General features: G+C 70.3%; 24 protein-coding genes. 13 read left to right on the plus strand and 11 right to left on the minus strand.

The window, feature by feature from the left end:
* Positions 1–163 precede the first annotated feature (163 nt).
* Positions 164–1,237 (plus strand): hypothetical protein, encoded by a 1,074-nt coding sequence (locus ACK8N7_RS23535; protein ID WP_500444050.1) that lies wholly within the window; start codon positions 164–166, stop codon positions 1,235–1,237.
* Here ACK8N7_RS23535 and ACK8N7_RS23540 read toward each other — a convergent pair.
* On the minus strand, positions 1,217–2,209 hold the full coding sequence (locus ACK8N7_RS23540; RefSeq protein WP_500445827.1) for an endonuclease/exonuclease/phosphatase family protein: 993 nt from the start codon (positions 2,207–2,209) through the stop codon (positions 1,217–1,219). The genes ACK8N7_RS23535 and ACK8N7_RS23540 overlap by 21 nt on opposite strands.
* A 92-nt stretch (positions 2,210–2,301) precedes the next feature.
* Positions 2,302–2,631, minus strand: coding sequence for an SDR family NAD(P)-dependent oxidoreductase (locus tag ACK8N7_RS23545; protein WP_500445829.1), 330 nt, complete (start codon positions 2,629–2,631; stop codon positions 2,302–2,304).
* Positions 2,632–2,899: 268 nt separating this feature from the next.
* On the opposite strand from ACK8N7_RS23545, the gene ACK8N7_RS23550 reads away from it, so the two are divergent.
* Positions 2,900–3,985 carry a hypothetical protein gene (locus ACK8N7_RS23550; RefSeq protein ID WP_500444052.1) on the plus strand — a complete coding sequence of 362 codons (1,086 nt, stop codon included), beginning with the start codon at positions 2,900–2,902 and terminating at the stop codon, positions 3,983–3,985.
* Between the two features lie 56 nt (positions 3,986–4,041).
* On the opposite strand, the gene ACK8N7_RS23555 is transcribed toward ACK8N7_RS23550, so the two are convergent.
* The gene (locus ACK8N7_RS23555) at positions 4,042–4,968 is read right to left on the minus strand and encodes a LysR family transcriptional regulator (RefSeq protein WP_500444054.1); all 927 of its coding nucleotides are present in this window, start codon (positions 4,966–4,968) and stop codon (positions 4,042–4,044) included.
* A gap of 216 nt (positions 4,969–5,184) precedes the next feature.
* On the opposite strand from ACK8N7_RS23555, the gene ACK8N7_RS23560 reads away from it, so the two are divergent.
* Positions 5,185–6,318 (plus strand): M20 family metallopeptidase, encoded by a 1,134-nt coding sequence (locus ACK8N7_RS23560; RefSeq protein ID WP_500445831.1) that lies wholly within the window; start codon positions 5,185–5,187, stop codon positions 6,316–6,318.
* Positions 6,315–6,956, plus strand: coding sequence for a hypothetical protein (locus ACK8N7_RS23565; protein WP_500444056.1), 642 nt, complete (start codon positions 6,315–6,317; stop codon positions 6,954–6,956). The genes ACK8N7_RS23560 and ACK8N7_RS23565 overlap by 4 nt, the downstream gene beginning before the upstream one ends.
* A 99-nt stretch (positions 6,957–7,055) precedes the next feature.
* Here the strand turns inward: ACK8N7_RS23565 and ACK8N7_RS23570 are convergent, their stop codons facing one another.
* From ACK8N7_RS23570 to ACK8N7_RS23580, 3 genes are all read right to left on the minus strand, one after another.
* Entirely contained in the window at positions 7,056–7,955 is a 900-nt protein-coding gene (locus ACK8N7_RS23570) for a JmjC domain-containing protein (RefSeq protein ID WP_500444057.1), read from the minus strand.
* A 33-nt stretch (positions 7,956–7,988) separates the two neighbouring features.
* Positions 7,989–8,276, minus strand: a complete 288-nt coding sequence (locus ACK8N7_RS23575; RefSeq protein WP_403213164.1) for a hypothetical protein — start codon at positions 8,274–8,276, stop codon at positions 7,989–7,991.
* 252 nt (positions 8,277–8,528) lie between these two features.
* Positions 8,529–8,771, minus strand: coding sequence for a DUF397 domain-containing protein (locus tag ACK8N7_RS23580; protein WP_500445833.1), 243 nt, complete (start codon positions 8,769–8,771; stop codon positions 8,529–8,531).
* Between the two features lie 854 nt (positions 8,772–9,625).
* On the opposite strand from ACK8N7_RS23580, the gene ACK8N7_RS23585 reads away from it, so the two are divergent.
* Positions 9,626–10,969 carry an NsdA family TPR-like regulatory protein gene (locus tag ACK8N7_RS23585; RefSeq protein ID WP_500445835.1) on the plus strand — a complete coding sequence of 448 codons (1,344 nt, stop codon included), beginning with the start codon at positions 9,626–9,628 and terminating at the stop codon, positions 10,967–10,969.
* A gap of 58 nt (positions 10,970–11,027) precedes the next feature.
* Here ACK8N7_RS23585 and ACK8N7_RS23590 read toward each other — a convergent pair whose 3' ends face one another.
* Together ACK8N7_RS23590 and ACK8N7_RS23595 are read right to left on the minus strand one after the other, a co-directional pair.
* Positions 11,028–14,165 (minus strand): DEAD/DEAH box helicase, encoded by a 3,138-nt coding sequence (locus ACK8N7_RS23590; protein ID WP_500444060.1) that lies wholly within the window; start codon positions 14,163–14,165, stop codon positions 11,028–11,030.
* A 148-nt stretch (positions 14,166–14,313) separates the two neighbouring features.
* Positions 14,314–15,321 (minus strand): SEC-C metal-binding domain-containing protein, encoded by a 1,008-nt coding sequence (locus ACK8N7_RS23595; RefSeq protein ID WP_500444061.1) that lies wholly within the window; start codon positions 15,319–15,321, stop codon positions 14,314–14,316.
* 235 nt (positions 15,322–15,556) lie between these two features.
* Between ACK8N7_RS23595 and ACK8N7_RS23600 the strand changes: the two genes are divergently transcribed.
* From ACK8N7_RS23600 to ACK8N7_RS23615, 4 genes are all read left to right on the plus strand, one after another.
* Positions 15,557–16,330: a class E sortase gene (locus ACK8N7_RS23600; protein WP_500445837.1), complete on the plus strand. Its 774-nt coding sequence runs from the start codon at positions 15,557–15,559 to the stop codon at positions 16,328–16,330.
* A 99-nt stretch (positions 16,331–16,429) separates the two neighbouring features.
* Positions 16,430–16,762 (plus strand): DUF6412 domain-containing protein, encoded by a 333-nt coding sequence (locus ACK8N7_RS23605; RefSeq protein WP_032759949.1) that lies wholly within the window; start codon positions 16,430–16,432, stop codon positions 16,760–16,762.
* 107 nt (positions 16,763–16,869) lie between these two features.
* On the plus strand, positions 16,870–17,652 hold the full coding sequence (locus ACK8N7_RS23610) for a YidC/Oxa1 family membrane protein insertase (protein ID WP_403213146.1): 783 nt from the start codon (positions 16,870–16,872) through the stop codon (positions 17,650–17,652).
* A gap of 137 nt (positions 17,653–17,789) precedes the next feature.
* Positions 17,790–18,650, plus strand: coding sequence for a fumarylacetoacetate hydrolase family protein (locus ACK8N7_RS23615; protein ID WP_319349525.1), 861 nt, complete (start codon positions 17,790–17,792; stop codon positions 18,648–18,650).
* A 64-nt stretch (positions 18,651–18,714) separates the two neighbouring features.
* Here the strand turns inward: ACK8N7_RS23615 and ACK8N7_RS23620 are convergent, their stop codons facing one another.
* Both ACK8N7_RS23620 and ACK8N7_RS23625 read right to left on the minus strand, forming a co-directional pair.
* Entirely contained in the window at positions 18,715–19,194 is a 480-nt protein-coding gene (locus tag ACK8N7_RS23620) for a heme-degrading domain-containing protein (RefSeq protein ID WP_500444064.1), read from the minus strand.
* Complete coding sequence (locus tag ACK8N7_RS23625; RefSeq protein ID WP_500444066.1) at positions 19,191–20,321, minus strand: Gfo/Idh/MocA family protein; 1,131 nt, start codon at positions 20,319–20,321, stop codon at positions 19,191–19,193. The genes ACK8N7_RS23620 and ACK8N7_RS23625 overlap by 4 nt, the downstream gene beginning before the upstream one ends.
* Before the next feature lie 74 nt (positions 20,322–20,395).
* Here ACK8N7_RS23625 and ACK8N7_RS23630 point away from each other — a divergent pair, with 74 nt between their 5' ends.
* Entirely contained in the window at positions 20,396–21,505 is a 1,110-nt protein-coding gene (locus ACK8N7_RS23630) for an ROK family transcriptional regulator (protein ID WP_500444068.1), read from the plus strand.
* Between the two features lie 18 nt (positions 21,506–21,523).
* Here ACK8N7_RS23630 and ACK8N7_RS23635 read toward each other — a convergent pair whose 3' ends face one another.
* The gene (locus tag ACK8N7_RS23635) at positions 21,524–21,934 is read right to left on the minus strand and encodes a hypothetical protein (protein WP_500444070.1); all 411 of its coding nucleotides are present in this window, start codon (positions 21,932–21,934) and stop codon (positions 21,524–21,526) included.
* A gap of 76 nt (positions 21,935–22,010) precedes the next feature.
* Here ACK8N7_RS23635 and ACK8N7_RS23640 point away from each other — a divergent pair, with 76 nt between their 5' ends.
* From ACK8N7_RS23640 to ACK8N7_RS23650, 3 genes are all read left to right on the plus strand, one after another.
* On the plus strand, positions 22,011–22,619 hold the full coding sequence (locus tag ACK8N7_RS23640) for a TetR/AcrR family transcriptional regulator (protein WP_500444072.1): 609 nt from the start codon (positions 22,011–22,013) through the stop codon (positions 22,617–22,619).
* Between the two features lie 154 nt (positions 22,620–22,773).
* Positions 22,774–23,928 carry an LAVTG motif-containing sortase-dependent surface protein gene (locus ACK8N7_RS23645; RefSeq protein WP_500444074.1) on the plus strand — a complete coding sequence of 385 codons (1,155 nt, stop codon included), beginning with the start codon at positions 22,774–22,776 and terminating at the stop codon, positions 23,926–23,928.
* A gap of 126 nt (positions 23,929–24,054) precedes the next feature.
* Positions 24,055–24,819 carry a GntR family transcriptional regulator gene (locus tag ACK8N7_RS23650; protein ID WP_403213130.1) on the plus strand — a complete coding sequence of 255 codons (765 nt, stop codon included), beginning with the start codon at positions 24,055–24,057 and terminating at the stop codon, positions 24,817–24,819.
* The last annotated feature ends 66 nt before the right edge of the window (positions 24,820–24,885 follow it).

Consider the following 24,885-nt stretch of genomic DNA (forward strand, 5'->3'; position numbering starts at 1 on the left):
GAGGACAGTCTGAACGTATGTTCGCGTGGAGGTCGATGGGTCGATCGGGATACGGTGACGAAGCCATCACCCTATGTGCGCACCCGTGCGCATAGGGCGGCCCCCGGAGGTGCTAGAACACCCGCCGAGGGCCTACACCCCCAGTGGACAGGACCCACTAGAAATGCTGCGTCATGTTATCGCGCCCTCTTCGGGCTGGACCAAGGCCTCGCACACCGTCGTACGCGACCGGCGGATGAACAGCGACGCCAAGATCCTGCTCCTGTACGTCCAGGGCCTACCCGAATCCGCCACCGGCCGCCCGCTCGGCGAACTGGCCCGGAAGCTTGAGATGAAGGGCCGCGCGTACCAGCAGGCCAAGAAGCAACTGATCGAGCACGGCTACGTCCACGAGTGGCGGGGCCAGGGCGACGGCGGCCGTTGGGTGACGGAACAGCTCTTCACCAATACGCCGCTGACGCGGGACGAGGCGAGGGCGGTACGCGCCCGGCTGTCGCCCGAGGCGGCGGGGCCGACGCGGGCCGAGCGCCTCTCCGCGCCGCCGAGTGCGCAGTCTCCGACGGTCGGTGAGCCGACTCCTCCGTCGGCCGGTGGCTATGTACCGGAGGAAGAACACGTTGATGAGAACACCCCCCACCCACCCTCCGAAGCGGAGCCGGAGCCGGATCCGGAACCGGAAGCCGGGCATCGGCCAACTCCCGCACAAGAAGCGGGAGCAGAGGCGACGCCGCCCCCACCGCGCCCCTCCCCACAACTGACCCGAGCCGAAAGGGTGTTGCTCTCCCTGCGCCACACCCGCCGCGAGCTGCTGCTGGGAGTGGGCGAGGCGCGAGCCCTGGCCGTGGAGGCGGCCAAGTGGCTGGAGCGCGGCCTGACGGAGCCGGAGCTACGGCACGCTCTCCTGGCCGAGCCTCCGAAGGGCGGGGTGCGCTCGGCGGTCGGCTTCCTGCGTCACCGCCTGACCCACAAGTGCCCGGTGGCGCTTGCCCCCGTAGCGCCTCCGGAGCCGCCGCCCCCGCCGGTCCGCGCCCTGATCACCTGCACGAGCGAGGCCGAGGAGGACCACGTCTTCCGGCCGCTGGGCGACGAGACGGAGTGTGCGGACTGCCGCCGGGCCACGGCGTACGCGAGCTGGATGGTCGACACGGACACGTACGACTTCCCGCCCGACATGACCTGGCGCCAACGCTTCGTGGCGGTGGCGAAGGCGGACGCGCTACGGGGCAAGCCGGCCTGAGGCCTGGAGCGGGTCGAGGGTGACGCGGGCGGCGACGGGAAGGTGGTCGCTGCCGGTGGCGTGCAGCGTACGGATGTGGCCGACGGTCGCGGAACGGGCCAGGACCTGGTCGATCCGGGCCAGCGGAAAGGCGGCAGGAAAGCTGAGGGCGAAGCCGCGCTCGGCAACGTTCAACTGCGAGGTCAGTGGCTCCAGTCCGCGATCGTCGACGGTGCCGTTGAGGTCCCCCATGAGGATCACGGCCCCGACTTCCTCACCTCGGACGGCGTCTCCCAGCATCCGCGCGCTCTCGTCGCGCGGCGAGGAGGCGAGCCCGCCGGCTCCGACCCGTACGGAGGGCAGGTGGGCGACGTACGCGGCGACGTCCCCGTACGGCGTCCGCACGACGGCGCGCAGCCCGCGGCTCCACCCCTCCTCGAACGCACGAGGCCGGATATCCACCAACCGCTCGTCCGTGATCGGGTACTTGGACCAGAGCCCGACGGTGCCATGGACGACATGATGCGGATAGTCGGCCCCGAGAACGTCCTCGTACACGGCCAGCGCGGGCACCACCACCTCCTCCAGCGCGATGAGGTCGCCCCCGGCCGCGACGAGCGCGCGGGCGGTCCCGGCCGGATCGGGGTTCTCGTCACTGACGTTGTGCTGCACGACGACCAACTCCCGCGCACCGGAGCGGACTCCATCCCCGGGCAGGAGCAACCCCCCAAAGGCCTGCACCCAGACAGCCACGGGCAGCAGCAGAGCCACCAGGCCGACACCGGACCGCCGCACGAGGGCGGCGACGAACAACAGGACGACAACGACCCCGGCCCACGGCAGAAAGGACTCGACCAGACTCCCCACCCGCCCAGGGGAGTTGGGGATCGCCCGATGAAGCCCCATCACCCCGGCCACCATCACGGCAAGCCCGGCAACCACCATCCCCCGCCGCCCCTCACCGACCGGGGCCCGCCCCTTCGCCGCCGCCATCACACCACCGCCCGCCTGCCGCACCATGTCTTTCCGTCCCCTTGGCCTTGCCTCTCAGGACGAGCGGTGGCGGGGATCAGTTTCCGGGCGGATCACTTCGGTACGAGCGGTCCGAGGTAGGTGCCTCCGGAGACGTCGATGGTCTGGCTGGTCACCCAGCGGCCCTGTGGGCCCGCAAGGAAGCCGACCACGTCCGCGATGTCATCCGGCTCGCCCATCCGCCCGAGTGCGGTGATCGACTTGAGCGCGGCCACTGCCTCGGGAACTGTGGCGTAGTCGCCGATCATGTCGATGAGCACGACTCCGGGTTCGACCGTGTTGACGGTGATGCCGCGGTGGCCCAGTTCGTTGGCGAGCGACGGGCCGAGGGCTGCCAGCGCCGCCTTGCTGACGGTGTAGCCGATCTGGACGGAGTTCGCGATCCGGGTGGCCGTGGACCGCGATCAGTGCCCCGTCGGCGGCGAGCCGCAGGGTGACCGCGCGCCCGATCCCACGCGAGCCGCCCGTCACCAGCGCGGTCCTGCCGTCCCATTCCCCCATGGCCGCCTCCCCTCGTGTTGCCCCGGCCGGATCCGGGACCGATTCAGCCTAAGCGGCCTCGGCGAAGTGCGGTCGGCGATCTCGAAGACGTACGCTGACCGCCGCCGACGCCCATTCGGCGGGTCACCGAACGCACTGGGAAGGCTCTTCATGACCCGCACCACCCCGCCGCGTCCCGTCGACATCGAAGCGGTTTTCCCCGCCCTCGCGGCCCACCGGCGCACAGCGACACGTCTGCACCCCCGGCACGGGGTGCCTGGTGCGGAGGACAGCTCGGTGGCGGGCCCCCTGCTGTGGCCGGCCGACGAACCGTGGCCGGTGTGCACAGCCGTGCACCCGAAGGGCACCGGCCACCTCCTCTCCGACGTGCGGTCGCGCCGCCGGATCCAGGACGACGCACGGGGGCGGGACTTCACCGAGGACGAACAGCGCCTGCTGGATGCCATGAAGACGGCCGACCACGTCCCGGACCTCCGCGACGACGACGCCCTGCCGATGCTGGCCGTTGCGCAGTTGTCCACGCGGGACGTCCCGGATCTGGTGGGGCCTGAGGGCCAGGACCTGCTCCAGGTCTTCTGGTGCCCGTTCGAGGCCCATGGGCCCGACCGCACGATCGACGTCGTACTGAAGTGGCGACGCTCGGCCGATGTCGGGACCGTGCTCACGCCACAGCCCGAACCCCCGGTCGCCGGCCGTGAGGAGTGCGTCCCCACGATGTGTGTCGTGCATCCGGAGCAGGTGGTGGAGCACGAGTATCTCGGCCTGCTGGACGAAGGGCTTCAGGAGGAGGTCTCCGCATGGGAGGAGGGGCTCCTCGACGAGGACGACGACGATGACTACGAGGAGGGTCCCTCCTCGGCGGCGAGTTACGCGACGTACGAGGAGTACGAGGCCGCGATGGCCGCGGCGCGCGCGGAGGAACCCGAAGAGATCGACTACATGAGCGACCTGTCGATCGCCCCCGGCTGGAAGGTCGGAGGATTCGCCTCCTGGCACCTGACCGACCCCGCTCCGGTCGACTGCCGGATGTGCGGGACTGCGATGCCGCCCCTGCTCACCGTGGACAAGTGGGAGTGTGACGGCGCCTCGCGCAGCTGGCTGCCCCTCGAGGACCGGGATGCCGCGGACGACCCGCGCGTGATCGACCCGGTCGGTGTCTACCTCGGCCGCGGCCTGATGCGCGTGCACACCTGCCCGGCCGATCCGCTCCACCCGCACCGGCTGAGCTTCCAGTAGGCGGTGGCCACCGTGGACGAACTCGGTGGCCACCAGGCCAACCCGGATCCGACGCCTCAGGCGGGTCCCGCTGGGGCCGGAGCCTGGAGCCCCCGGCCGTCGGTGGCTGCCGTTCGGAGCAGACCGCGCAAGGTCAGCGCGGCCGGCAGCGGGGTGGCGGGCAGGGCGATGTGCAGGGTCCGGCGCAGGGCCGGGTCGGTGAGCCGGACGAGTACGAGTCCGTCCGGTACCGCCCAGGCGGCCAGGGACGGGACCAGCGCGACGCCGAGGCCCGCTGCCACGTAACCGAACTTCCCCGCCCACTCGGCGATCCGGACGATCTTCCTGGGGGCGAAGCCCGCCCGCGCGCAGGCGTCGGCGAGCATCGTGGGGCGGTCCCCGTACGCGTCCTGAAGCCAGGCCTCGTCGCACAGTTCGCGCAGATCGATCAGGTCGGCTCCGGCCAGGCGGTGCTCGCGGGGGAGGGCGACGAGCAGTTCGTCCTCGCACAGCGGTGTCGTGGTGACTCCGTCGGCGGAGGGCAGCCCGGAGGGGTAGTCGCTGACCACGGCCAGGTCGAGCGCCCCGTCCGCGAGCCGGGCCGTCAGCGTGCCGCTGCGGCCCTCGACCGCGATGACCTCGACATCCGGTCTGGCCTGCCGGAACGCCCGTAGAGCGGCGGGCACCAACGAGATGTTGGCCGTGGAGAACGCCCCCACGTGCAGCAGCCCGCCATGCCCCTGGTGGAGTACGGCCAACTCCTTTTCCGCACGCGACAGTCGGTCGAGGACGTCCACGGCGTGCCGGTACAGGGCGCGGCCGGCCGGGTTCAGCCGTACGCCTCGCGGAAGCCTCTCGAAGAGCGGTCCGCCCGCTTCCCGCTCCAGGGACGCGATGCGCCGGGAGACCGCCGACTGCGTGTAGTTGAGGCTGACCGCCGCCTTGGTGAAGGAACCCGTCCCGGCCACGGTCACCAGTAACCGCAGTGCGTCGATGTCGAACACGGGACAACCCTCCTCAGTGCGACCCATTCTCTTGCCGCATGGCTCCCATGCAATCCAGTCGCTGGTGGAATGTATCGCCTCGCCCTAGCGTCGATGAGGCGGCCGCACACGGGCCGCTCCGATCACTCCGGGGGATGTGACTCCCCCTGCCCGAAGAGGGGAAGTACCGTGCTGAACAGACGTGTTGATACGGGAGAGGCGGACGCGTTACCGGTCATGCTCGCCGATCTGGAGGCGCTGGTGCGCTGCGAGTCCTACTCGGCCGACCACGCCGCGCTCGGGCGGAGCGCCGAGGCGGTGGGCGCCCTGGGGGCGAGGCTAATGGGGACCGCTCCCGAGAGCATCGTGATCGACGGGGTGACCCATCTGCGCTGGGTCTTCGGCACCCCAAGGGTGCTGCTGTTGGGGCACCACGACACGGTGTGGCCGCTGGGCTCACTGGATGCCCGGCCGTGGTCGGTGACCGCAGGGATCGCGCGGGGACCGGGCGTGCTCGACATGAAGGCCGGACTGGTCCAGATGTTCCACGCCCTGGCCTCCCTCCGCATCCTGGACGGGGTGTGCGTGCTGGTCAACGGGGACGAGGAGATCGGCTCCCCGACCTCGCGCGAGCTGATCGAGGAGGCGGCGCGGAGGAGTGTGGCGGCGTTCGTGCTGGAGGCGTCCGGCGACCGGGACGGGGCCTTGAAGACAGCGCGTAAAGGGAGCTCCCGCTACGAGGTGACCGTGCACGGACGGGCGGCGCACGCGGGGCTGAACCCCGAGAAGGGGGTCAACGCGGCGGTCGAGGCGGCGCATCAGGTGTTGGCCATCGCGGGAATCGGAGCGGCGGTGGCTGGGGGCGCGGGGGCGACCGGGGTGGCAGGGGGCGCGGGGGCAGTCGGCGGGGGCGCGGACACGTCGACCGTCACGCCCACCCTGCTGTCGGCCGGCAGCACACCCAACACGGTGCCCGCACAGGCGCGGATCGCGGTGGACGTACGCGTACCCACCTCGGCCGCGCAGGATCACATCGACACGCTCCTACGGGGGCTCACACCCCGCACACCCGGGGCCCGGCTGGAGATCCAGGACATCGGCGGACGCCCGCCGATGGAACCCGGGGCCTCCGCCGAACTCTTCGCCCTCGCCTCCCGGATCGCCCGGGAACTGGGCCAGAGCCCCCTGCGCGGGATCGCCGTCGGCGGCGTCTCGGACGGCAACTGCACGGCGGCCGTGGGCTGTCCGACGCTGGACGGACTGGGAGCGGTGGGCGCGGGCGCTCACGCCGACGACGAGTACGTGGAGGTTGCGAGCATGATCCCCCGGTCCCGGCTGCTGGCCGAACTGATCACCAGGACCCTGCGATGAACCGCCCCGGACGCGCCCGCGTCGCACTGCTGATCACGGTCGTCACCGCTGCGCTGCTCACCGCCTGCACGGGAACCGATGCCGATCAGGCCCGGTCCGGCGCCACGCCGACCACGCAACCGACCCCAACCGTGACCCCGACCTCATCCCCGCCTCCGAGCTCGCCCCCACCCCCGTCTCCGACCGCCTCGCCCACACCGAGCACCGCCGCCGAGATCGCTGAAGCCGTCGACAAGTGGTACACGTACGGAGGCGAGACGGCGATGGTCAGCCTGATCAAGGAAGCCCGGAACGCCGAATCCGACCGCCCCCGCGAGGCCTTCGAACTCGTGATCCTGGACTTCGGCGGCCTCACGGATGCGCTCAGCACGGCCCGGCTGATGGGCCCCATCCCCGACCCCAAGACCCAGACGGCCTGGGCGGCCGCCATCGAGCACCTCGACGGGGCGGTGCGCGAGATCCTGGATTCGGTGCCGAAGGGCGGCAGAACGATCCAGTCGCCCCAGGAGACCGGACAGATGTTGCGGGGGTGGTCCACGTTCGACGAAGGGATCAAGAGCCTCAAAGCAGCGCAGGCGCTGCTGAACCGGAGGTTTGGCCTGAAGCCGTCGGTGGACCCTTGGGAGGCGGGGGCGTAGTTCTGAGGCCGTTTGCGTCCACCTCGGGTGGGCGTGAGGCGTCTCAACCTTCCGCCCCACGCCCTCTGGCAAGCCGGCCCGGACTGCCGGTTCATCGGCTCAAGTGGTGTATTCCTTCTCCGCGAGAGCGGCTCGGTGCAGGGACTGTGCGAAGCCGTCGACGTCGAGACCGGCCAAGTGCTCGACGAGGGCCTGTCTGACGTCTCGCACTTGCTGCGAAAGCCGATGCGCTCCGATGTCATGGGGAAGGATGACGCGCCGGAAGCTGTCCTTCTCGATCACGCGGTCGACGAGCTTCTCCGCGACCCAGACCGGCGTACGTTCCCGGATCGCGAACGTCAGGTGGATGCTTCGGACCTCGGAGTCGAGTGCGTGGGGATTGTGGACCCACCCCCGCGGCAGAAGCAGGGACTGACCCGGCCGGAGATCGATCTCCAGGTCGGGGCCCATGGCTTCCCACCGGGGGATGAACCCGGGGTCCCAGACACGGAAGGATTCCTGGTGCTCCCGCATCGGGGAGGGAAACATCGGGCGCCAGAGCTGCCACCGCTTGATGCCGGCGATCTGCACGATGACGGCCATCTGCTGGTCCCAGTGGTGGAGCAGGCCCTGACGTCCGGGTGGGGTCACGAAGGCGTGCAGGTAGTTGCTGTAGCCGGTCTCCTGCTGAATGCCACGGGAGACGTCCGCCAGGAAGGGGACGACCCGCTGGAGGTTGCCGAGCCGGATCGTATGGCCGTCCTCGTAGAGGCTCCGCAGCTTCGCCGGGTCGGTCCGGCCCGCCGTTCGATGGCGGTCGGGATGCAGCGCGGCACCGTTGCTCACGACGGCGATCTCGTCGGCGGGTACGCACCCGGTTTCCAGGTAGTGGTCGATGCTCTCCGGGGTGATCACACGGTCGAGTTCGCTGGCCTCACGTTCGTAAACGTGTGGCTCGTCCGGCCACGAGGTCAGGAGCGCTGTCACGCCCGGGCCGGGCAGTAAGAGACTCAGGGACATGGGTGTACTTCCTCGCTTCGCTTCGCCGAGAGGTCAGGAGGGCGGAAGGGGGCACGGGATCCCGGGATGGTGGCGGTTGAGGCAGCACACCACCGAGAAGGAGATCAAGCTCTGGGACTTCGTGTAGTGCACCCAGCAGACGTCGACCCCTCGGGGAAGGGAGTCCACCGCGTAGGCGATCTTGTCTTCGAGGGTGACGTAGGCGCGGCCGCCGTCGTCCCTCTCGCCGGGGGGATTCGCCTCGTACGTGCTCTTCAGCCAGGTGACGGCACCCACCACACGGGTCCAGGTACGCTCCACGGCCGTCTGGTTCTGTCGCATGAGCCAGTGCCCGGTCATGAGGGGCGGCAGCGTCGAAGCGACGAACGCGCGGGTCTGTTCGGAGTTCAGTTCTGCACCCGGACGGCGTAGGGCCTCCTGGCCGTACGCGTCTCTGCTCCCGGTCCACGGACCGTATCCATGCCAGTGCCCTGACCAGGTCATCTGCGCCCTTCGATAGGGGAGTCGGGCCGTCCCGGAGGGTGTCCGGTCCGGCCCACTGCGTGGTGCTTCGTGCTCAGGAAGGGGGCCAGGTCAGAGCGTCAGCCCCCTCGTCCTGACCCACCCGGCGGCGAAGTCGTCGAGCTCGGCCGCGGTGAAGCGCAGCTCCTTGCCCGCGCCCTCGGGCTTGCTGTCACGGATGACGAAGGAGGCCTCCGCGCCGGGGATGGCGGCGAGGCTCACGCAGGTCTCGTTGGAGCCGCCCGCGTTGCCGCCGCAGTGGGTGGCGAAGGCGTCGGCGGCCGGAATCGGCAGCGCGTAGAGGTTTCCGGTCATGGTCATGGGAAAGTCCTTCCGGTGCTGATGTTGCGGAGAGACGGTCTCCGCACCGTCGTGCTCCTGGCCCCGCCGGGCTGCCGACCGTCCATGGAGACAGCCGGGCGGGAGTCTGTGGGGTGGGGGCCCGAGCCGGACGTCGGCTTGCGGCGGCCCGGGGCAAAGGGCCTACGGGTAGGGCCTATTCGCGCCTACGCCGACGGCGTCACCGCTCGAACCACACCGCCGAAACGATCGATGAGCCGATCGCTGCGAGGCAGACGACGTAGGCGATCTGCCGGGCCCGTTCGCTCATCGCGCTGAGCCCCGACCCGGAGTCGGCCGTACGGGAAGAGGCGGGCGGACCGGAGCTGCTGCCCCCTTCATGGCGACAAGCCTGCGGAGAACCCGAGCCAGAGCCCTGACGTGGGAGTAGACCTCATGGGACAGGGGGCCCGGGGCCGGAGGATTGTCGAGGAGATGAGTGGCCTCCAGAAGGAAGCCACGGTCAGCGTTGCTCCAGTGGCCTTCTCCCTCCCTGGCGGATGGATCGCCGAGAAGCGCGCCGACCCGACCGTGCAATGAGGCCACGGCATCGTCGAGTTCCGAGCGGGTGGTCGTACCCAGCTGGAACGCGAGAACACGCCGCACCTCACGCTCTGCCTGCTCCGCTTCCGTACTCGCCACAGCATCGGAGGATCGGTCCGCGCCGGTAGAGCTGCTCGTCTTCATCAGGTTGGTCACCACGCATCTCCGTTCATGGCCGCTTTTGATCGCGGTCTGTGTAGAGATAACTGCGTGGAGTGCTCATCCCGGTACCGTTGGAGGCAGGCGTAACCGTGAAAGCCATGAATTTACGGGGAGTTGGTGTGACCGTGGCGCCCGAAAGCAACCGCAATTCCGGCCTTGAGAACCTCCTTGAGCAGGCGGGATGGTCCAGGACTCAGCTCGCGAACGCTGTGAACCGGACCGCTCGCGAAGCCGGCATGACGCTGAAGTACGACCAATCCGCGGTATCGCACTGGCTGAGCGGAACGCAGCCCCGGGCGCAGGCCAGGCCGGTGATCATCGAAGCGCTGGAACGAAAGCTGGGCCGCCCGGTGACTTTCGCCGAGGCAGGGCTGCGCTCGCCGAAGGCAGGTTCGACGGCGGACGCCGGAGACACCGCCGCCTCCCTCTTGGATCTCGGAAGGGCTGACATGGATCCGTCGCGACGTGGAGTTCTCGCAGCAGGCCTGTACTCGGCGGCCTTGGCCGTTCCTCTCTTCGCCGGGGAGGCTTACGCGGAGGAACGTGACCGCTCGGTCCGGCCGACCGGGCACATCGGCGCGGCAGAGGTCGCGACCGTACGTACGATGACCGACCGCATCGCGGACATCCTCGACGAGCTGGGTGCGGGGCATGCCCGGCCGATGGCAGCCGCGTTCCTGGTCAACACGGTCGCACCGTACTTGCGCGCCTCCGCCGTCGGTCCGGTCCGGCGCGACATGCTCTCCGCCGCGTCCGACTTGACGTACCTGACGGGCTGGATGGCGATGTACGAACGCGCCCATGGCCTCGGGCAGCAGTACTACGTGAAGGCGTTGCGCCTCGCCCAGGAGGCGGCCGATCACGTCACGTACTGCCGCACGCTACGCGGCATGAGCCTCCAGGCGTCCAACCTTCGCTACGGCCAAAAGGCCCTGGAACTGGCGGACTCGGCAGCCGAGGCAGCGCCGGACGCCGGCCCCCGGCTGGTGGCCTTTCTCCGCGGGCAACAGGCCCACGCGTCCTCGATGGTCGGTGACCGCCGCCAGGCCTTCGGGAGGCTGCGCGAGGCCGAGGCAGCGCTCTCGAAGGCCGATTCGCGGCGGGAATCCATCGGTGGGTACGACCAGTCCGCCTACCAGTTCCACGTCGCCCACGTCCTGTATGAGACACGCGACCTGCCGGGCTCCATCGCGGCCCTGAAGACGTCGCTCCGCACCCAGCCGAAGCAGGAGCGACAGGGCCGTCTGCACGCCAACGCGGTCATGGCCCAGCGGCAGTTCGAGTTCGGCCATATCGAGGAGGCCTGCACCACGTGGGGCACCTTCCTCGACGACTACGTGGGGCTCTCCTCGGCACGAGGCGACGAGCACTTCGAGGCGATGCGCAAGCGCATCGCGCCGTACGGCAAGCTCCGTGCGGCGCGTGAGCTACAGGAGCGGTCGCGGCAGGTGGCGGGGATGAAGGGGTAGCGTGGGCTCGGTTTCCACTGGATGGACGTGGTGGATCTTGCCCACCTGGGCGGGGGCGTCAGCCGGCGGCGATTGCAGAGTAGGTCAATACATCGGCCGGAATCTGCTGGTAGAGCTTCCACTCGATCGCCATAGGGTTACTGCCCGTGTGCTTGACGTATTCCGCCGGGCCCAAAAGCATCCACGGCTGAGGTCCACCGATATCCGTCTTCTTGTATCGGCGCACGAAGAGAAGGACGTGAGTGCCTCTCTCCTTGTGGGTCCGATAGCGGACTCCCGTGGGTGAGCTCTCCGATGTCTGGTTCTGTGACTCCCAGTGGAACAAGGAGTCGTTGAGGGCATAGTCCTGGTAGCGGGTCTCAGGCGAGAAGTCCTTTTCATCCTTCTCCAGGGTGACGAGCAGGGCATCCGTTTGGATGTTCTCGCACCACTTCACGCCCTCGCGAAAATGTCCCGGCTTGAATCCGTCAACAGCAGCCTGGCCCAGCGCGGGGAGGATTTCTTCGCGGCTGTACGAAGCGTGGACGGTCAGAGGGACGGCTCCGTGAGTCCCGAGCAGCGGCACCGGCACGTGGTCGGCCTTTTGCAGGACGTGGGCGAGTACTTGCCTGAGTTCGTCACGGAACGCGTGCTGATCACGCAGCGAATCCAGCCCTGCCTGGTAGCTGGGGAAGTCCCCGCCCAACGGCCAGAGCGAGAAGAAGAGCATGCGGGCGTACCCCTGCTCCTGCTCGCTGAGTTCGTCGTAGGCGGGAGCGTCATCGGCCAGTAGCTTGCTGTATGCCGAGACGCGCAGTGGGTCATCGACATGAAGGAAGGCTGAGACCCGCTTGAGGAGTGGCAACTCGCCTTCAGGACCGACCGCGTCCAGGAGCTTCGCTCGACGCAACAGGCCCGTCCATGAGTTTCCATTGCCGCGGTAGAGCTCCTTGAGCTCGCGGCCGCTCTCCTTGAGGAAGTCTGCAAGACGTGGTTTCGCGTAGGAAGCGACCTCGCGGGCCAGCTGAGTGACGTTGACCGCGATCTGCGTGCGGATGTTGTCAATGATCAGTTCCTTGGCCTTCGTCTCAAGGATGATCTGGCAGCCGGAGGGCAGTTGCGGAAAGTCCTGCTCGACGCTGTCGAGGAGGCGGTTGCGCGTCAGGTTCGTCAGGGCGCGGAACTGCGCCTCGAAGCGGAACTCCTTGCGGTGCTGGCCGATGAAGTCCAAGACAGTGAGGACCGCCTTGTCCTCGGTGCGACGCAACCCGCGGCCCAACTGCTGAAGGAAGACCGTGGCGCTGGAGGTGGGGCGCAGCAGGAGCAAGGTGTCGACGTCGGGGATGTCGAGACCCTCGTTGAACAGGTCAACGGAGAAGATGACTTGGAGGGCTCCCGAGCGCAGGTCATCAAGTGCTGTCTTGCGGTCGAGTGCTGGAGTCTCACCAGACAGCGCGACAGCGTTGAGGCCTGCCTGTCGGAAGAAGTCAGCCATGAAGTGCGCGTGCGCGACCGATACACAGAATCCCAGGGAGCGCATCGAGTCAGGGTCGGTGACCTTGTCCCTCACTGCTTGCACCACGAGCCGAGCTCGTGCGTGGTTACCCGTGAACAGATTGCTCAGCGCTGTCGAGTCGTAGGCTCCGCGCTTCCACGTGACAGCGCTCATGTCCGTGTTGTCGGTGATGCCAAAGTAGTGGAAAGGACTGAGGAGTTCGTTCTCCAGCGCCTCCCAGAGGCGCATCTCCGCTGCGATTCGGCCATCGAAGTACTCGTCCTGAATGTTCACGCCATCCATGCGTTCAGGGGTGGCTGTGAGGCCCAGGAGCTCTCGGGGCTGAAAATGGTCCATGATCTTGCGATAGGTGGGGGATGTGCCGTGATGGAACTCGTCGATCACGATGACATCGAAGTGATCAGGGGCGATACGGTCCAGAGCCTGCTCTGTGAGCGATTGGACACTGGCGAACACGTGGTTCCACCTGTTGGGGATCTCGCCGCTGAGCAACAGCTCACCGAAGTTCGCATCGATGAGTACGTTCTGATAGACGCGTAGGGACTGTTCGAGAATTTCCCGGCGGTGCGCTACGAAGAGCAGGCGCGGGTCGCGACCGAGCGTCTGGCGCAGGCGCTTGTAGTCCAGTGCCGCCATGACGGTCTTCCCGGTGCCCGTTGCTGCGACGAGAAGATTTTGGTGCCGGTTATGCACTGTGCGTTCTACTTCGAGGCGTTCGAGCATGTCCCGCTGGTGAGCATACGGGCGGACCTCTAGGCCGGAGAGGGTGATGCTCGTCGACCCGGGGCGGCCGCTGCCGCCAGCGCGGGACAAGGCATCGTCCAGCCGCTCTGCGTCCTTGTCAGGGTCGTACGACTCGAAAGCAGGCTCACTCCAGTACGCATCGAAGGTCGCCTCGAACTTACGGATCACCGAGGGCGTCGCGACGGAGGAGAGGCGGACATTCCATTCGAGTCCGTCGAGAAGCGCTGCTTTGGAGAGGTTCGAGCTGCCGACATATGCCGTGTCGAAGCCGCTGGCACGTCGGAAGAGCCACGCCTTGGCGTGCAGACGCGTGGAGCGGAGCTCGTAGTTGACCTTGACCTCGGCACCGAAGTCCCGCACCAGCCGGTCCAGGGCGCGGCGTTCGGTGGCGCCGATGTAGGTCGTCGTGAGTACACGGATGGGAATACCGCGCTCGCGCGCCGACGACAGAGACTTCTCCAAGACGCGGAGTCCATGCCACTTCACGAATGCGCAGAGGAGGTCGACTCGGTCGGCGGTGGCCAGCTCGGCGCGCAGCTCGAAGCCGAGGCTGGGGTCCTCCGGGGAGTTCGTGATGAGTGCTGTTTCGGACAACGGCGTTGCTGGGCGTATGGCGTAGACGCCCGGCGCCTCCTGTTCCGCGACGGCCAACAGCTGTCGCGGCCCATCAGTGACGAGATCGACCCACTCTGCCGCACCCTCTATCGTATTAAGCGATTCCAGGATGTGATTGGCCGCAATCACCTGCTCGGCAGGGGTGAGGCCCTGGAACACACGCCGCACTGTGGCTCCGATATGGCGGGAGAGCACGTGCGGTGCCGACTCCTTGCCGACCGCGGCGTCGACGGAGTGCCAGCCCGTGGAGTCGAGCTGCTTCATTCGTTCAGCCAGCCGATGAGTGATGAGCGATTCGTAAAGCCCGGCAACTGGTGCGTCGTCCGAAATGTCGTTGGGCATGCCCCGAGTTCCCCCTCATTTGGCTGTGTGCTGCATATGCAGTTGTATCAAGGAGGGCTGACAGTCGGGGCAATGGCTCTTGAAACCAGCAGGGGCCACTACCGCGAAATCGCAGTTTGTGGCCCCTGTCAGGGATGTGTAGGAGATGTCACCCGCCCCCGTGGCACCCCCCATAAGCCTCCCCCGACCCGCACCAGCAAGCAGCCGTGCGGGAAGGGGGCCAAGGGGTGGCGCGGCCCCGGGCGGCGAGGGTGGTGGCGTACTGGGGGAGGAGGTGGCCGTCGGCGGGGGAGGCGGCTTCGGAGGCGGCGAAGGCTTCGTACGAGGGGACCGTGCCCGTGACGATGCCCAGGTTCGGGGTGCCCGTCGCGTGCAGGTCGCGCAGGGACTCCTCAAGGCGGGACAGGTGGGTCGCGCGGTCCACGTACTCGTCCGCCAAGTCCGGGTATGCCGTGAGCAGTTCGCGGAGTTCGTTCGCGGGCCAGTGCAGCACCGCCACCGGGAACGGGCGCGAGAGCGCCGTGCGGTACGTGCCCAGCTCCGCGCGCAGGCGGGTGATCTCGGCCTTCAGCTCCACCGGGTCCGAGGAGCCCAGGGACCACAGGCGCTTCGGGTCGTGGAGTTCGTCCAGGGGGACCGGGGCCGTGTGCAGCGAGCCGGCCAGCTCGTCCCACGTGTCGTGGTCCAGGCCCATCAGCCGGCGCACCCGGTGCCTTCCCGTCAGCAGGGACTGCGTGGCGTACGGGACCTCCTCGCCGGGGGCCAGCAGCAGCGTCAGCGCGGTCGAGAAGAAGTCGTGCGCCGACTCCAGCTCGTCGTGCGCCTCCAGGGTCTCGGCGGCGACCTGCCAGGGCGCCGCGTCCAGCGGGCCCGCGGCGCGGATGCCCTCGATGATCGCCCGGGCCTCGGCCTCGTGCCCGTACTCCCAGAGGTTGGCCGCCTTCAGGGCCTTGACCAGGTGCGGGTTCTCGACGGTGGACTCGGGGGCGGCCAGCAGGTCGTCGTAGAGGGTGCTCGCGCGGGCACGGTCACCGGCGAGTTCGAGATGGGCCGCGGCCTGGAGGACCAGCGGTTCCTGGTCCTCGGGGTACTGCGCCGCGGTGCGCAGCAGGCGCTCGGCTTCGGTGGTGTGGTCGGCAGGCGTGTCGGGGCGCATGGACCACACGGTACTGCCGGAAAGCGGCCGCCGGGAGGAGAGGTCGGAGGAGAGGCCGGGACGTGTAGGGAGGGGTGTGGGGAGAGGTGTGGAGGAGTGGTTTGGTGGAGACGTATGGAGAGTTATGGGGTTTGGGCCTATCGTGCCCGCCGTGTCGGAGCAGGAGCAGGAGCAGGAGCAGGAGCAGGAGCAGGAGCGGGGGATAAGGCGGGGGCCGGTGTCTCTGCCCCTGGTTGTGCGGTCCACGCGGCGTGGCCGTGGTGGGCGGGACCTCCTCGCGCGCGGTCTCTGGGTCTCCGCCGAGTTCGTCGTCACCCTCGGCGTCGTCCTTCTTCTCCTTGTCGTCCATCAGCTGTGGTGGACCAATCAGCAGGCCCGCGCGGACGCCGGGCGTACCGTCCAGGATCTCCGGCGGGAGTGGGACCTGCCTCCTCCGGCCGACCCGGGCGGCGGGCCCGTAGTGCCCGAGCCCCCGCCCTCCGCCTCCGGCCCCACCGGCACCAGGAGCCCCGCTGCCCCGCCCGGCCCAGTCCCCGCCCGCACCACCTCCCCCCGCTGGGACCAGGCCTACGCCGTCCTCCGTATCCCCCGCATCGGGCTCACCGCCCCCGTTGCCGAGGGCACCAGCAAGGGCGGCGTGCTCGACCGGGGGTACGTCGGGCACTACTCCCGTACCGCCCAGGCCGGGCAGGCCGGGAACTTCTCGCTCGCCGGGCACCGCAACACCCACGGCGAGCCCTTCCGCCGCATCGACCGGCTGCGGCGCGGGGACCGGATCACCGTCGAGACCCGGGACGCCGTCTTCACGTACACCGTCGACAAGAGCCTCGCGCAGACCGCTCCCTCCGACAGCGGGGTCATCGCGCCCGTGCCCCGCAGCAACATCACCACCTCCGCCGGGTACAGCGAGCCCGGGTACTACCTGACCCTCACCACCTGCACCCCCGAGTTCAGCTCCCGCTACCGGCTCGCCGTCTGGGGGAAGCTCACCTCCATGCGGCCCCGGTGACCGGAAGCCCCCTCCGACGCGGCCGGGCCCGGCCGATCATCGTGTATAACGAATGGAGTGCCAGGATCGGCCGGTACGCCGTACGGAGAGGAGAAGCCCATGCGTGACGCCAGCCGTCTGCGCGGTGCCTTCGCCCGGCTGCTCCGGCCCGTCGGCCTCCTCGTCCTCCTCCTCGCCGAGGTCCTCCTCACCGAGGGCGGCAGCCTCTCCGCCGCCGTCGCGCTCGCCGCCACCGCCGCGGCCGGCTCCGCGCTCCTCGCCTGCTCCGTCATCAGCGCCCGCTGCGCGCCCCCGGTGCCCCGCACCCGGGTCCGTACGGCGATCAGGGACCGGGAGAAGCGCACCGCCTTCCTGCCCCAACGCGACCCCGACGCCCGCGGCAGGACCAGGCCCCGAGCACCCGGGCATGCCCTCCTGACGGCCATCGCGTAGGGCGCTCCCGCACCGCAGTCCCGTAGCGCCCCCGCGTGGGTCGTCATGCCGAGTACCGAGCACCACGTACTTCTCCCGGCACGACGAGACCCCCGGAGGGCTCATCCATGTCCGCCTTCATGTCCGCTTTCGCGAGCCTGGTCGGCTCCCTCGCCGATCTGCTCCAGCCGCTGTTCCACGGCGCGTCCGCCGCCGCCGCGATCATCCTGTTCACCGCCCTCGTCCGGCTCGCCGTCCACCCCCTCTCGCGGGCCGCCGCGCGGGGGCAGAAGGCCCGCACCCGGCTCCAGCCGCAGGTCGCCGAGCTCCGCAGGAAGCACGGGAAGAACCCCGAGCGGATGCAGAAGGCGATCATGGAGCTGCACGCCGCCGAGAAGGTCTCCCCGCTCTCCGGCTGCCTGCCGAGCCTGCTCCAGATGCCCGCCTTCTTCCTGCTCTACCACCTGTTCTCCAGCGGCTCCATCGGCGGCGAGCCCAACGCGCTCCTCAGCCACGACCTCCTCGGCGCCCCGCTCGGCGGGCGCTGGCACGACGCCCTCGCGAACGGTGGGGTCTTCGGAGCGCACGGACTGGTCTACCTCGGGCTCTTCGCGCTCGTCCTCGCCGTGGCCACCTTCAGCTACCGGCTGACCAAGCGGCAGATGGCGGCCAACCCGGTGGCACCCGCCACCGGCCCCGACGGGCAGCCCGTGCCCGGTATGGGCGCGATGGTGAAGATGATGCCGCTGCTCTCCTTCGCCACCCTGATCACCGTCGCCGTCGTACCGCTCGCCGCCGCCCTGTACGTCGTCACCACGACCGCCTGGAGCGCCGCCGAGCGGGCCTACCTCCACCGGGACACGTACCGGGACACGGCCGCCCCCAGCGGCGCCATGGCCAAAGCGGCGTAGTCGGGGCGGGCGACCGCGCCGGTCCAGTGTGTGAACGAGGTCTTGCGGAGTGATCGCAACTCTTGGAGGATCGGCCAAGTCCTTCGCCGGCCGCAACCCGCCGAGGGGCCCCACCTCGAACAAGAGGAGTTGGACCGTTGAAGCTGCTTCGAGTCGGTACGGCGGGCGCGGAGCGCCCCGCGCTTCTCGACCGGGACGGGACTCTGCGTGATCTGACGGGCATCGTCCCCGACATCGACGGCGATCTGCTCGCCGACGCCTCCGCCCTCGCCCGGGTACGGGCAGCCGCCGACGCACCCGGTGTGCTGCCCGCGCTCGACCCCGCGGGGCTGCGCGTCGGGCCGCCGCTGGGGCGCATCGGCAAGATCGTGTGCATCGGGCTGAACTACCACGACCACGCGACCGAGACCGGGGCGGCCATCCCGGCGGAGCCGATCCTGTTCTTCAAGGCCCCCGACACCGTCGTCGGGCCCGAGGACACGGTCCTCGTGCCGCGCGGCAGCCGCAAGACGGACTGGGAGGTCGAGCTCGCGGTCGTCATCGGACGCACCGCCCGCTACCTGGACTCCGCCGAGGAGGGGCTCGCCCATGTCGCCGGGTACGCGACGGCGCACGACGTCTCGGAGCGCGAGTTCCAGATCGAGCGCGGCGGCACCTGGGACAAGGGCAAGAACTGCGAGACGTTCAACCCGCTGGGCCCCTGGCTGGTGACCGCCGACGAGGTGCCCGACCCGCAGGCCCTGCCGCTGCGCCTCTGGGTCAACGGCGAGCTGAAGCAGAACGGCACCACCGCCGACCAGATCTTCCCGGTGGGTGAAGTCGTGCGCTACCTCAGCCACTTCATGACGCTCTACCCGGGCGATGTGATCAACACCGGGACGCCCGCCGGGGTCGCCATGGGGCAGCCCGATCCGAAGCCGTACCTGAAGGCGGGGGACGTGGTGGAGCTGGAGGTGGAAGGGCTCGGCCGGCAGCGGCAGGAGCTGAAGGGGGCGTAGGGCGCGGAGCGGGGGCGCCGTCACTTCTACGGTGACTGCGCCCCCGGTCGCGTACGTACGCCCCTCAGTTCCCCAGCGTCGCCGTGAACTGCTCCAGCGCCTCGACCACCATCGCGTGGTCCTCCGCCTGCGGCAGCCCGGAGACGGTGACCGTGCCGATCACGCCCGCCCCCTCCACCGCGATCGGGAACGAACCGCCGTGCGCGGCGTACGTGTCCGGGTCCAGGCGCGAGGACTCCTCGAACGTCGTGCCCTTCGACCGGAACCGGGTGCCGACCAGGTACGAGCTCTCGCCGTACCGCTCGACCACCTTGCGCTTCCGGTCGATCCACGCGTCGTTGTCCGCACTCGAACCCGGCAGCGCCGCGTGGAACAGCTGCTGCGCCCCGCGCCGGATGTCGATCGCCACCGGGGCGTGCCGGTCCCGGGCGAGTGCGACCAGCAGGCTGCCGAGCGCGAACGCGTCGTCGTAACCGAAGTGCGGGAGCGTGAGCCGGCGCTCCTGGGCGATCAGCTCGGAGATCGTGAGGGAGGTGGTGGTCATGCGCGGTTCTGCTCCTTGCCCGAAGCGTGCGGTGCCTCGTCGTGGTGGGGGAGGAGAGTTACGGAGACCCCTTCGCGGGCCGAGCGGCGCGCCGCTTCCAGGACGTCCAGGGCCGCTGCCGCCTGGAGCGCGGTGACCGGGTTCTCGCCGGTGGAGCGCACGGCGGCGGTGACGGCGGCGTAGTACGCGGGGTAGTCGCCGGGCAGCGTACGGACCGGGGCGCCGCCGCCGGTCAGCGGGGACTCGCCGGAACCGATCCGGCCCCACAGCTCCTCGGGCTCCTCGCCCCACGGCTCACCGGCCGCCGGGCGCTTGCCCTCGCGCAGGGCCGCCTCCTGGGGGTCCAGGCCGTACTTCACATAGCCCGCCGTCGAGCCGAGCACCCGGAAACGGGGGCCGAGCTGGGCCGTGGTGGCGCTGACGTACAGGTGCGAGCGGACACCGTTCGCGTGCGTGATCGCGATGAACGTGTCGTCGTCGGCGGCCGCGCCCGGACGCCGTACGTCGGACTCGGCGTACACCTGCACCGCCGGGCCGAAGAGGACGAGCGCCTGGTCGACGACGTGGCTGCCCAGGTCGTACAGCAGACCGCCGATCTCCTCCGGGTCGCCCGACTCGCGCCAGCCGCCCTTCGGCTGCGGGCGCCAGCGCTCGAACCGGGACTCGAAGCGCTGCACCTCGCCCAGCTCACCGTCGGCGATCAGGGCCTGGAGGGTGCGGAAGTCGTTGTCCCAGCGGCGGTTCTGGAAGACCGAGAGCAGCAGCCCGCGCTCCTCGGCGAGGGCCGCCAGCTCACGTGCCTCGGCGGCGGTCCCGGCGATCGGCTTGTCCACGACCACGGGGAGACCGGCCTTGAGGGCGGCCGTCGCGAGGGAGACGTGCGTCTTGTTCGGGGAGGCGATCACGACCAGGTCCAGCTCGTCCGCGCGCTCCCACAGCTCGTCCGGCGAGGCGGCGAACCGGACGTCCGGGCAGGCGGCGCGGGCCTCGGCCCGGCGCTCCTCGTTCGACGTGACGACCGTGTCGAGGACCAGGCCCTCGGTCGCGGTGATCAACGGGGCGTGGAAGACGGAGCCGGCCAGGCCGTAGCCGACGAGGGCGACGCGGAGAGGGGCATTGGCAGTCATGCATTCCACTTAAGCAACGCTGTTGCCAAAGTGCAAGCGACCGGCACAATGGGGCGGGTGAAGGGGAGTGAACCGTGAACACGAGCAGGGCGAAGGCCCCGGCCGGGGTGAACCTGCCGGCGCTGCGCCACCACAACGCGGCCCTGGTCCTGGACCTGCTGCGGGCCGCCGGGGCGGAGGGCATCAGCCGGCTGGAGCTCGCCGAGCGCACCGGCCTCACCCCGCAGGCCGTCAGCAAGATCACCGCCCGGCTGCGGGCGGAGGGCCTGGCCGTCGGCGCGGGCCTGCGCCCCTCCACCGGCGGCAAGCCGCGTACGGTGCTCCGGCTGGTCCCCGACGCCCAGTTCGCTGTCGGCCTCCACCTGGACCGCGACGGGCTCACCGCAGTCCTGGTCGACCTCGCCGGGCGCCCGGTCGCCGTCACCACCGCCCCGCTCGACTTCGGCGCCCCGGCGGAGAAGGTGCTCGCCGACGCGGCCGACGCCGTACGGGACCTGAGCGCGGCCGAACCGCACAAGCCGGTGCTGGGTGTCGGCGTCGCCGTACCCGGCCCGCTCGACCACCGGGACGGCGTACTGCACCGGGTCACCGGTTTCCCGCAGTGGGACGGCTACCCGCTGCGCGACGCGCTCGCCGAGCAGACCAGGCTGCCCGTCACCGTCGACAAGGACACCAACGCCGCCGCCCTGACCCTCTCGCTGAGTGAGCCGCCCGGCGACTTCGCCTACCTCCACCTCGGTACGGGGCTCGGCGCCGGGCTCGTCCTGGGAGGTCAGGTGCACCGGGGCGCGCGGACGGGGGCGGGGGAGTTCGGCCACCAGACCCTCCAGCTGGACGGGCCCCTGTGCGAGTGCGGCGGGCGCGGCTGCATCGAGGCCCTCTGCCTGGCCGCCGAGGCGCGCGGCGACCGGGCGGAGGCGGCCCGGGTCCTGGGCGCGGGCGCCGCGAACCTGGTCGGGCTCCTCGACATCGACCGGGTGGTGCTGGGCGGGCGGACGGTGGCGGCCGACGAGGACGCGTACGTACGAGGCGTCCGGGCCGTGATCGAGGAGCGGGCCGCCCGTGGCGGGGGCGGGGGCGGGGTGGTCGTCACCGTCGCGGGCGGCGGGGACCGGCCCGTCGCGGAGGGGGCCGCCCAGCTGGTGCTCGCGCCGGTGTTCGGGCGGGTGGGGGAGCGGGGGTAGGAAGTGCCGGGGGGCCGGTCAGGCTGCGGGGGTGTCCGGAGCCGACGGTCGTACGGAGGCGGGTGCGGGGCTGGCGGCCGCGCCCACCAGCAGTGCGGCCAGCGCGAGGGGAGCCGCCGTCAGGTACGCGGTCCACAGCTCGCCCCCGGCCGTGCTGCCCTGCCACGCCAGCACCAGGGCGACGGCGCTCGCCAGTACCCAGCCGATGTCGTAGGCGATCATGAGCCGTAGGCAGGTGGCCATCGGGCGGCGGCGGACGTGGACGGCCTCGATCCCGCCGCCGATCAGCAGGGCCGCCCCCGAGACGGCCAGCAGCCAGGTGGGCGCACCGAGCAGATTGCCGAAGCGGGCGCCGCCGATGAGGAAGGCGGCGCCGAGCACCACCTTGAAGACGCCGTCACCGATGGCCCCCGCCAGCATGCGTGTCATGAGTGTTCCTCCCTGAGGTCTGCCCTGCGTGCGTGCTCTTCCGTAATTCAGTTACTAGAATAACGAGATTATGAGAATGACGAGAGCCGAAACCAAGGAACGCAACCGCCGCGCCCTCCTGGACGCCGCGTTCCACGTCGTCTCCCGGGAAGGGCACCGCGCCAGGCTCGACGAGATCGCCGAGCGGGCCGGGCTGACCACGGGGGCCGTCTACTCGCTGTTCGGCAGCAAGAGCGGGCTGCTGGGCGCCCTGGTCACCGATCACCTGCAGCCGCACTACGAGGAGATCGAGGAGGTGATTCCGGCCGACGCGGATCTCCTGGGGGCGGTCGACGCCTTCGCCCGGTACTACCGGCGGAGCTGCGACGCCGTCGACGCGCCGGCCGGCCAGTCGCTGCAGTTCACCCTGCTGGACATGGCCCTGCGCGACCCCGAGGTGGGCCCCCGGCTGGCCGGGTCGGTCCGGGCGGAGGAGGACCGGCTGATCGCCTTGTTCACCGGCAGGCCGCATGTTGGGAGCATCGTGACGCGGCATCAGGCGCAGCGTCTGACCACGGCACTGCGGGCCGTGCTCATCGGCCTCAGTCAGGGCGTCCTGCTCGGCCTCGCCCCGGACGCCGATGAGCAGTACTTCGCGGACACGGTCCGCGCCCTGGTGTCCGGGGCGAGCCTTGTCGACCCCTGACCCTGGCTTGAGGGCGAAGCTAAAAGCCGGTCGGGTGATCGTATGAACGGTGTCGGCATGTCGACTCTCTGAGTCCGCGCGCGCGTGCTTGCGTCGGAGGCCACAACCGGTGGCCACCGCCCCGGTCGTTCGCGAGCAGCGAAGGGTGTCCCCCATGTACCCCACCTCCTGCGCGCGGCTGCGTGATGCCCGTGCGCTCGCCGCCCTCGGGCTGGCCGCCGGGATCGCGGTGCCCGCCGCGCTCCTGGGCGGTCCGCAGGCCGCCGCCCACCCCGCGTCCTTAGTGGCCGGGACGGCCGCCGAGGCTGCCGACGAGCAGCCCGCCTGCGGTGATCCGGGCGCCAAGGAGTTCCCCATCGAGACCCGGATCCAGGAGGCCCCGAAGACGTACGTCTCCGGCGGCGGCTACGGCACCTGGTTCCTCGACCTCACCAACACCACCGACACCTCCTGCCGCGCCCTGCACCCGGTGCTCGTGCTCAACGACGAGGACCGCAAGCTGACCGCCGACCAGATCCAGCTGAAGTTCTCCGAGCCCGGCCGCCCCGGAACCGAACACCGGGTCACCTGGGAGACCACCGACCGCCACGAGCAGATCGGGGTCTTCGACGGCGGCGAACCCGGCCCCGGCCACACGGAAGGCTCCGCCGACTCCGGCGGTTCCGACGGCTCCGACGACGGCTTCCTCGGGTTCACCATCCCCGCCGGAAGCACCGTCAGCGTCCGGGTCCGGATGGCCTTCACCTCCGACACCGGCCCCGGCCGGGTCACCGCCCATGCCGCGGTCGTCCAGCGCCGCCACCAGGACAAGGCCAAGGGGGGCGGCCGTGAGGACGGCGACTGGGTGGGGGAGTCGGGGGAGTACCGGTTCGTGATCGCCGACGGTTCCACCGGCGAGGTCCCCCGGCCGGAGCGCACCGGCGAGGTCCCCCGGCCGGAGCGCACCGACGAGGACAGCGACACCCGTACGGACGTCCCTGCCGAGCCCCGGCCCCGTACGGACGCGTCCTCCGGCGCACCGACGCCCGCCCGCACCCCCGCCCCCACCCACACGGGCCCCGGCAAGGAGCGCGCGCCGGAGCCCAGCGCGCTGCCCCGCCCGGACGGCTCGGCGACTTCCCGGGAGGACGGCGGCGGCAAGGAGCGGCCCGCGCGTCCGCCCCATTACGGGACGGGGCGCCCGCTCCCCGAACTGGCCCGCACCGGACCGGAGCTGCTGCCCTGGGCCGGAGCCCTCGCCGGGGTTCTCGTCCTCTGCGGTGGAGTCCTCGTGATGCAGGGCCGCCGGATGCGCCGGACGGCGGGCTGACCGCGACCCTGCCCCCGACCGCAACCGCGACCGCGACCGTGATCCCGACCGTCACCCCGACCCTGACCCGACCGCGCCACCGCCACCCCCACCGGGCCGTTCACCCGCGTCTGCCACCATCGGGCGGTGGACTACCCGAACGACCAGGCACCTGGCGCACCGATCCGCTCCGGCATCCCGGAGCACGGCCGTATTCCCAAGTACTACGCGGTAAAGGCCCAAATCTCTCTCCTCCTGGATGAGTTGGGCGAGGGTGGGCTGCTGCCCACAGAGCGGGATCTCGCCCTGCGCCACGAGGTGTCGCGCGAGACCGTCCGGCAGGCGCTGCGCGAGCTCCTGCTGGAGGGGCGGCTGCGCCGCCAGGGGCGCGGGACCGTCGTCGCCGGGCCCAAGCTGGAGCAGCCGCTCTCGCTCGCCAGCTACACGGAAGGCGTCCGGCGCCAGGGCCGACGGCCCGGCCGGCACCTCATCGGGCTGGAGCGCTTCCCGTGTCCCGAGGCGCTCGCCGCCGAGATCGGGGTGGGCCGGGGCGAACCCGTCTGGCACCTGGAGCGGGTGCTGCTCGCCGACGACGAGCGGGTCGGGCTGGAGAGCACGTACGTCAGTGTCGCCCGACTCCCGCAGCTGGATACCGGGTTCGAGCCGGACTCCTCCTTCTACGCCTACCTCCGGGACCGGCTCGGCATCGCGTTCGGGGACGCCGACGAGCGGATCGAGACCGTGCTCGCCACCCCCCGCGAGGCGCTGCTCATCGGGACCCCGCCCGCCCTGCCGATGCTCCTGATCCACCGGCTCTCCAGGGACACGGCGGGGCGGCCGCTGGAGCGGGTGCGGACCCTGTTCCGGGGGGACCGGTTCTCCTTCACCACGCATCTGGACGGCGAGCGCTGACGTAGTCCGACGGCACGGACGAGCCCTCGTCGGTAACGGAAACGTAACGGGTCTAGTCCAAGCTTG

This window comes from Streptomyces griseobrunneus, from assembly GCF_046713465.1.
Classification (GTDB): domain Bacteria; phylum Actinomycetota; class Actinomycetes; order Streptomycetales; family Streptomycetaceae; genus Streptomyces; species Streptomyces microflavus.

Bases quoted from the DNA above. Each gene is read 5' to 3' on its own strand.
- ACK8N7_RS23535 (WP_500444050.1), top strand. From the start codon at position 164: ATGCTGCGTCATGTTATCGCGCCCTCTTCGGGCTGGACCAAGGCCTCG.
- ACK8N7_RS23540 (WP_500445827.1), bottom strand. From the start codon at position 2,209: ATGGCGGCGGCGAAGGGGCGGGCCCCGGTCGGTGAGGGGCGGCGGGGG.
- ACK8N7_RS23550 (WP_500444052.1), top strand. From the start codon at position 2,900: ATGACCCGCACCACCCCGCCGCGTCCCGTCGACATCGAAGCGGTTTTC.
- ACK8N7_RS23560 (WP_500445831.1), top strand. From the start codon at position 5,185: ATGCTCGCCGATCTGGAGGCGCTGGTGCGCTGCGAGTCCTACTCGGCC.
- ACK8N7_RS23565 (WP_500444056.1), top strand. From the start codon at position 6,315: ATGAACCGCCCCGGACGCGCCCGCGTCGCACTGCTGATCACGGTCGTC.
- ACK8N7_RS23570 (WP_500444057.1), bottom strand. From the start codon at position 7,955: ATGTCCCTGAGTCTCTTACTGCCCGGCCCGGGCGTGACAGCGCTCCTG.
- ACK8N7_RS23575 (WP_403213164.1), bottom strand. From the start codon at position 8,276: ATGCGACAGAACCAGACGGCCGTGGAGCGTACCTGGACCCGTGTGGTG.
- ACK8N7_RS23580 (WP_500445833.1), bottom strand. From the start codon at position 8,771: ATGACCGGAAACCTCTACGCGCTGCCGATTCCGGCCGCCGACGCCTTC.
- ACK8N7_RS23590 (WP_500444060.1), bottom strand. From the start codon at position 14,165: ATGCCCAACGACATTTCGGACGACGCACCAGTTGCCGGGCTTTACGAA.
- ACK8N7_RS23595 (WP_500444061.1), bottom strand. From the start codon at position 15,321: ATGCGCCCCGACACGCCTGCCGACCACACCACCGAAGCCGAGCGCCTG.
- ACK8N7_RS23605 (WP_032759949.1), top strand. From the start codon at position 16,430: ATGCGTGACGCCAGCCGTCTGCGCGGTGCCTTCGCCCGGCTGCTCCGG.
- ACK8N7_RS23610 (WP_403213146.1), top strand. From the start codon at position 16,870: ATGTCCGCCTTCATGTCCGCTTTCGCGAGCCTGGTCGGCTCCCTCGCC.
- ACK8N7_RS23620 (WP_500444064.1), bottom strand. From the start codon at position 19,194: ATGACCACCACCTCCCTCACGATCTCCGAGCTGATCGCCCAGGAGCGC.
- ACK8N7_RS23625 (WP_500444066.1), bottom strand. From the start codon at position 20,321: ATGACTGCCAATGCCCCTCTCCGCGTCGCCCTCGTCGGCTACGGCCTG.
- ACK8N7_RS23635 (WP_500444070.1), bottom strand. From the start codon at position 21,934: ATGACACGCATGCTGGCGGGGGCCATCGGTGACGGCGTCTTCAAGGTG.
- ACK8N7_RS23640 (WP_500444072.1), top strand. From the start codon at position 22,011: ATGACGAGAGCCGAAACCAAGGAACGCAACCGCCGCGCCCTCCTGGAC.
- ACK8N7_RS23645 (WP_500444074.1), top strand. From the start codon at position 22,774: ATGTACCCCACCTCCTGCGCGCGGCTGCGTGATGCCCGTGCGCTCGCC.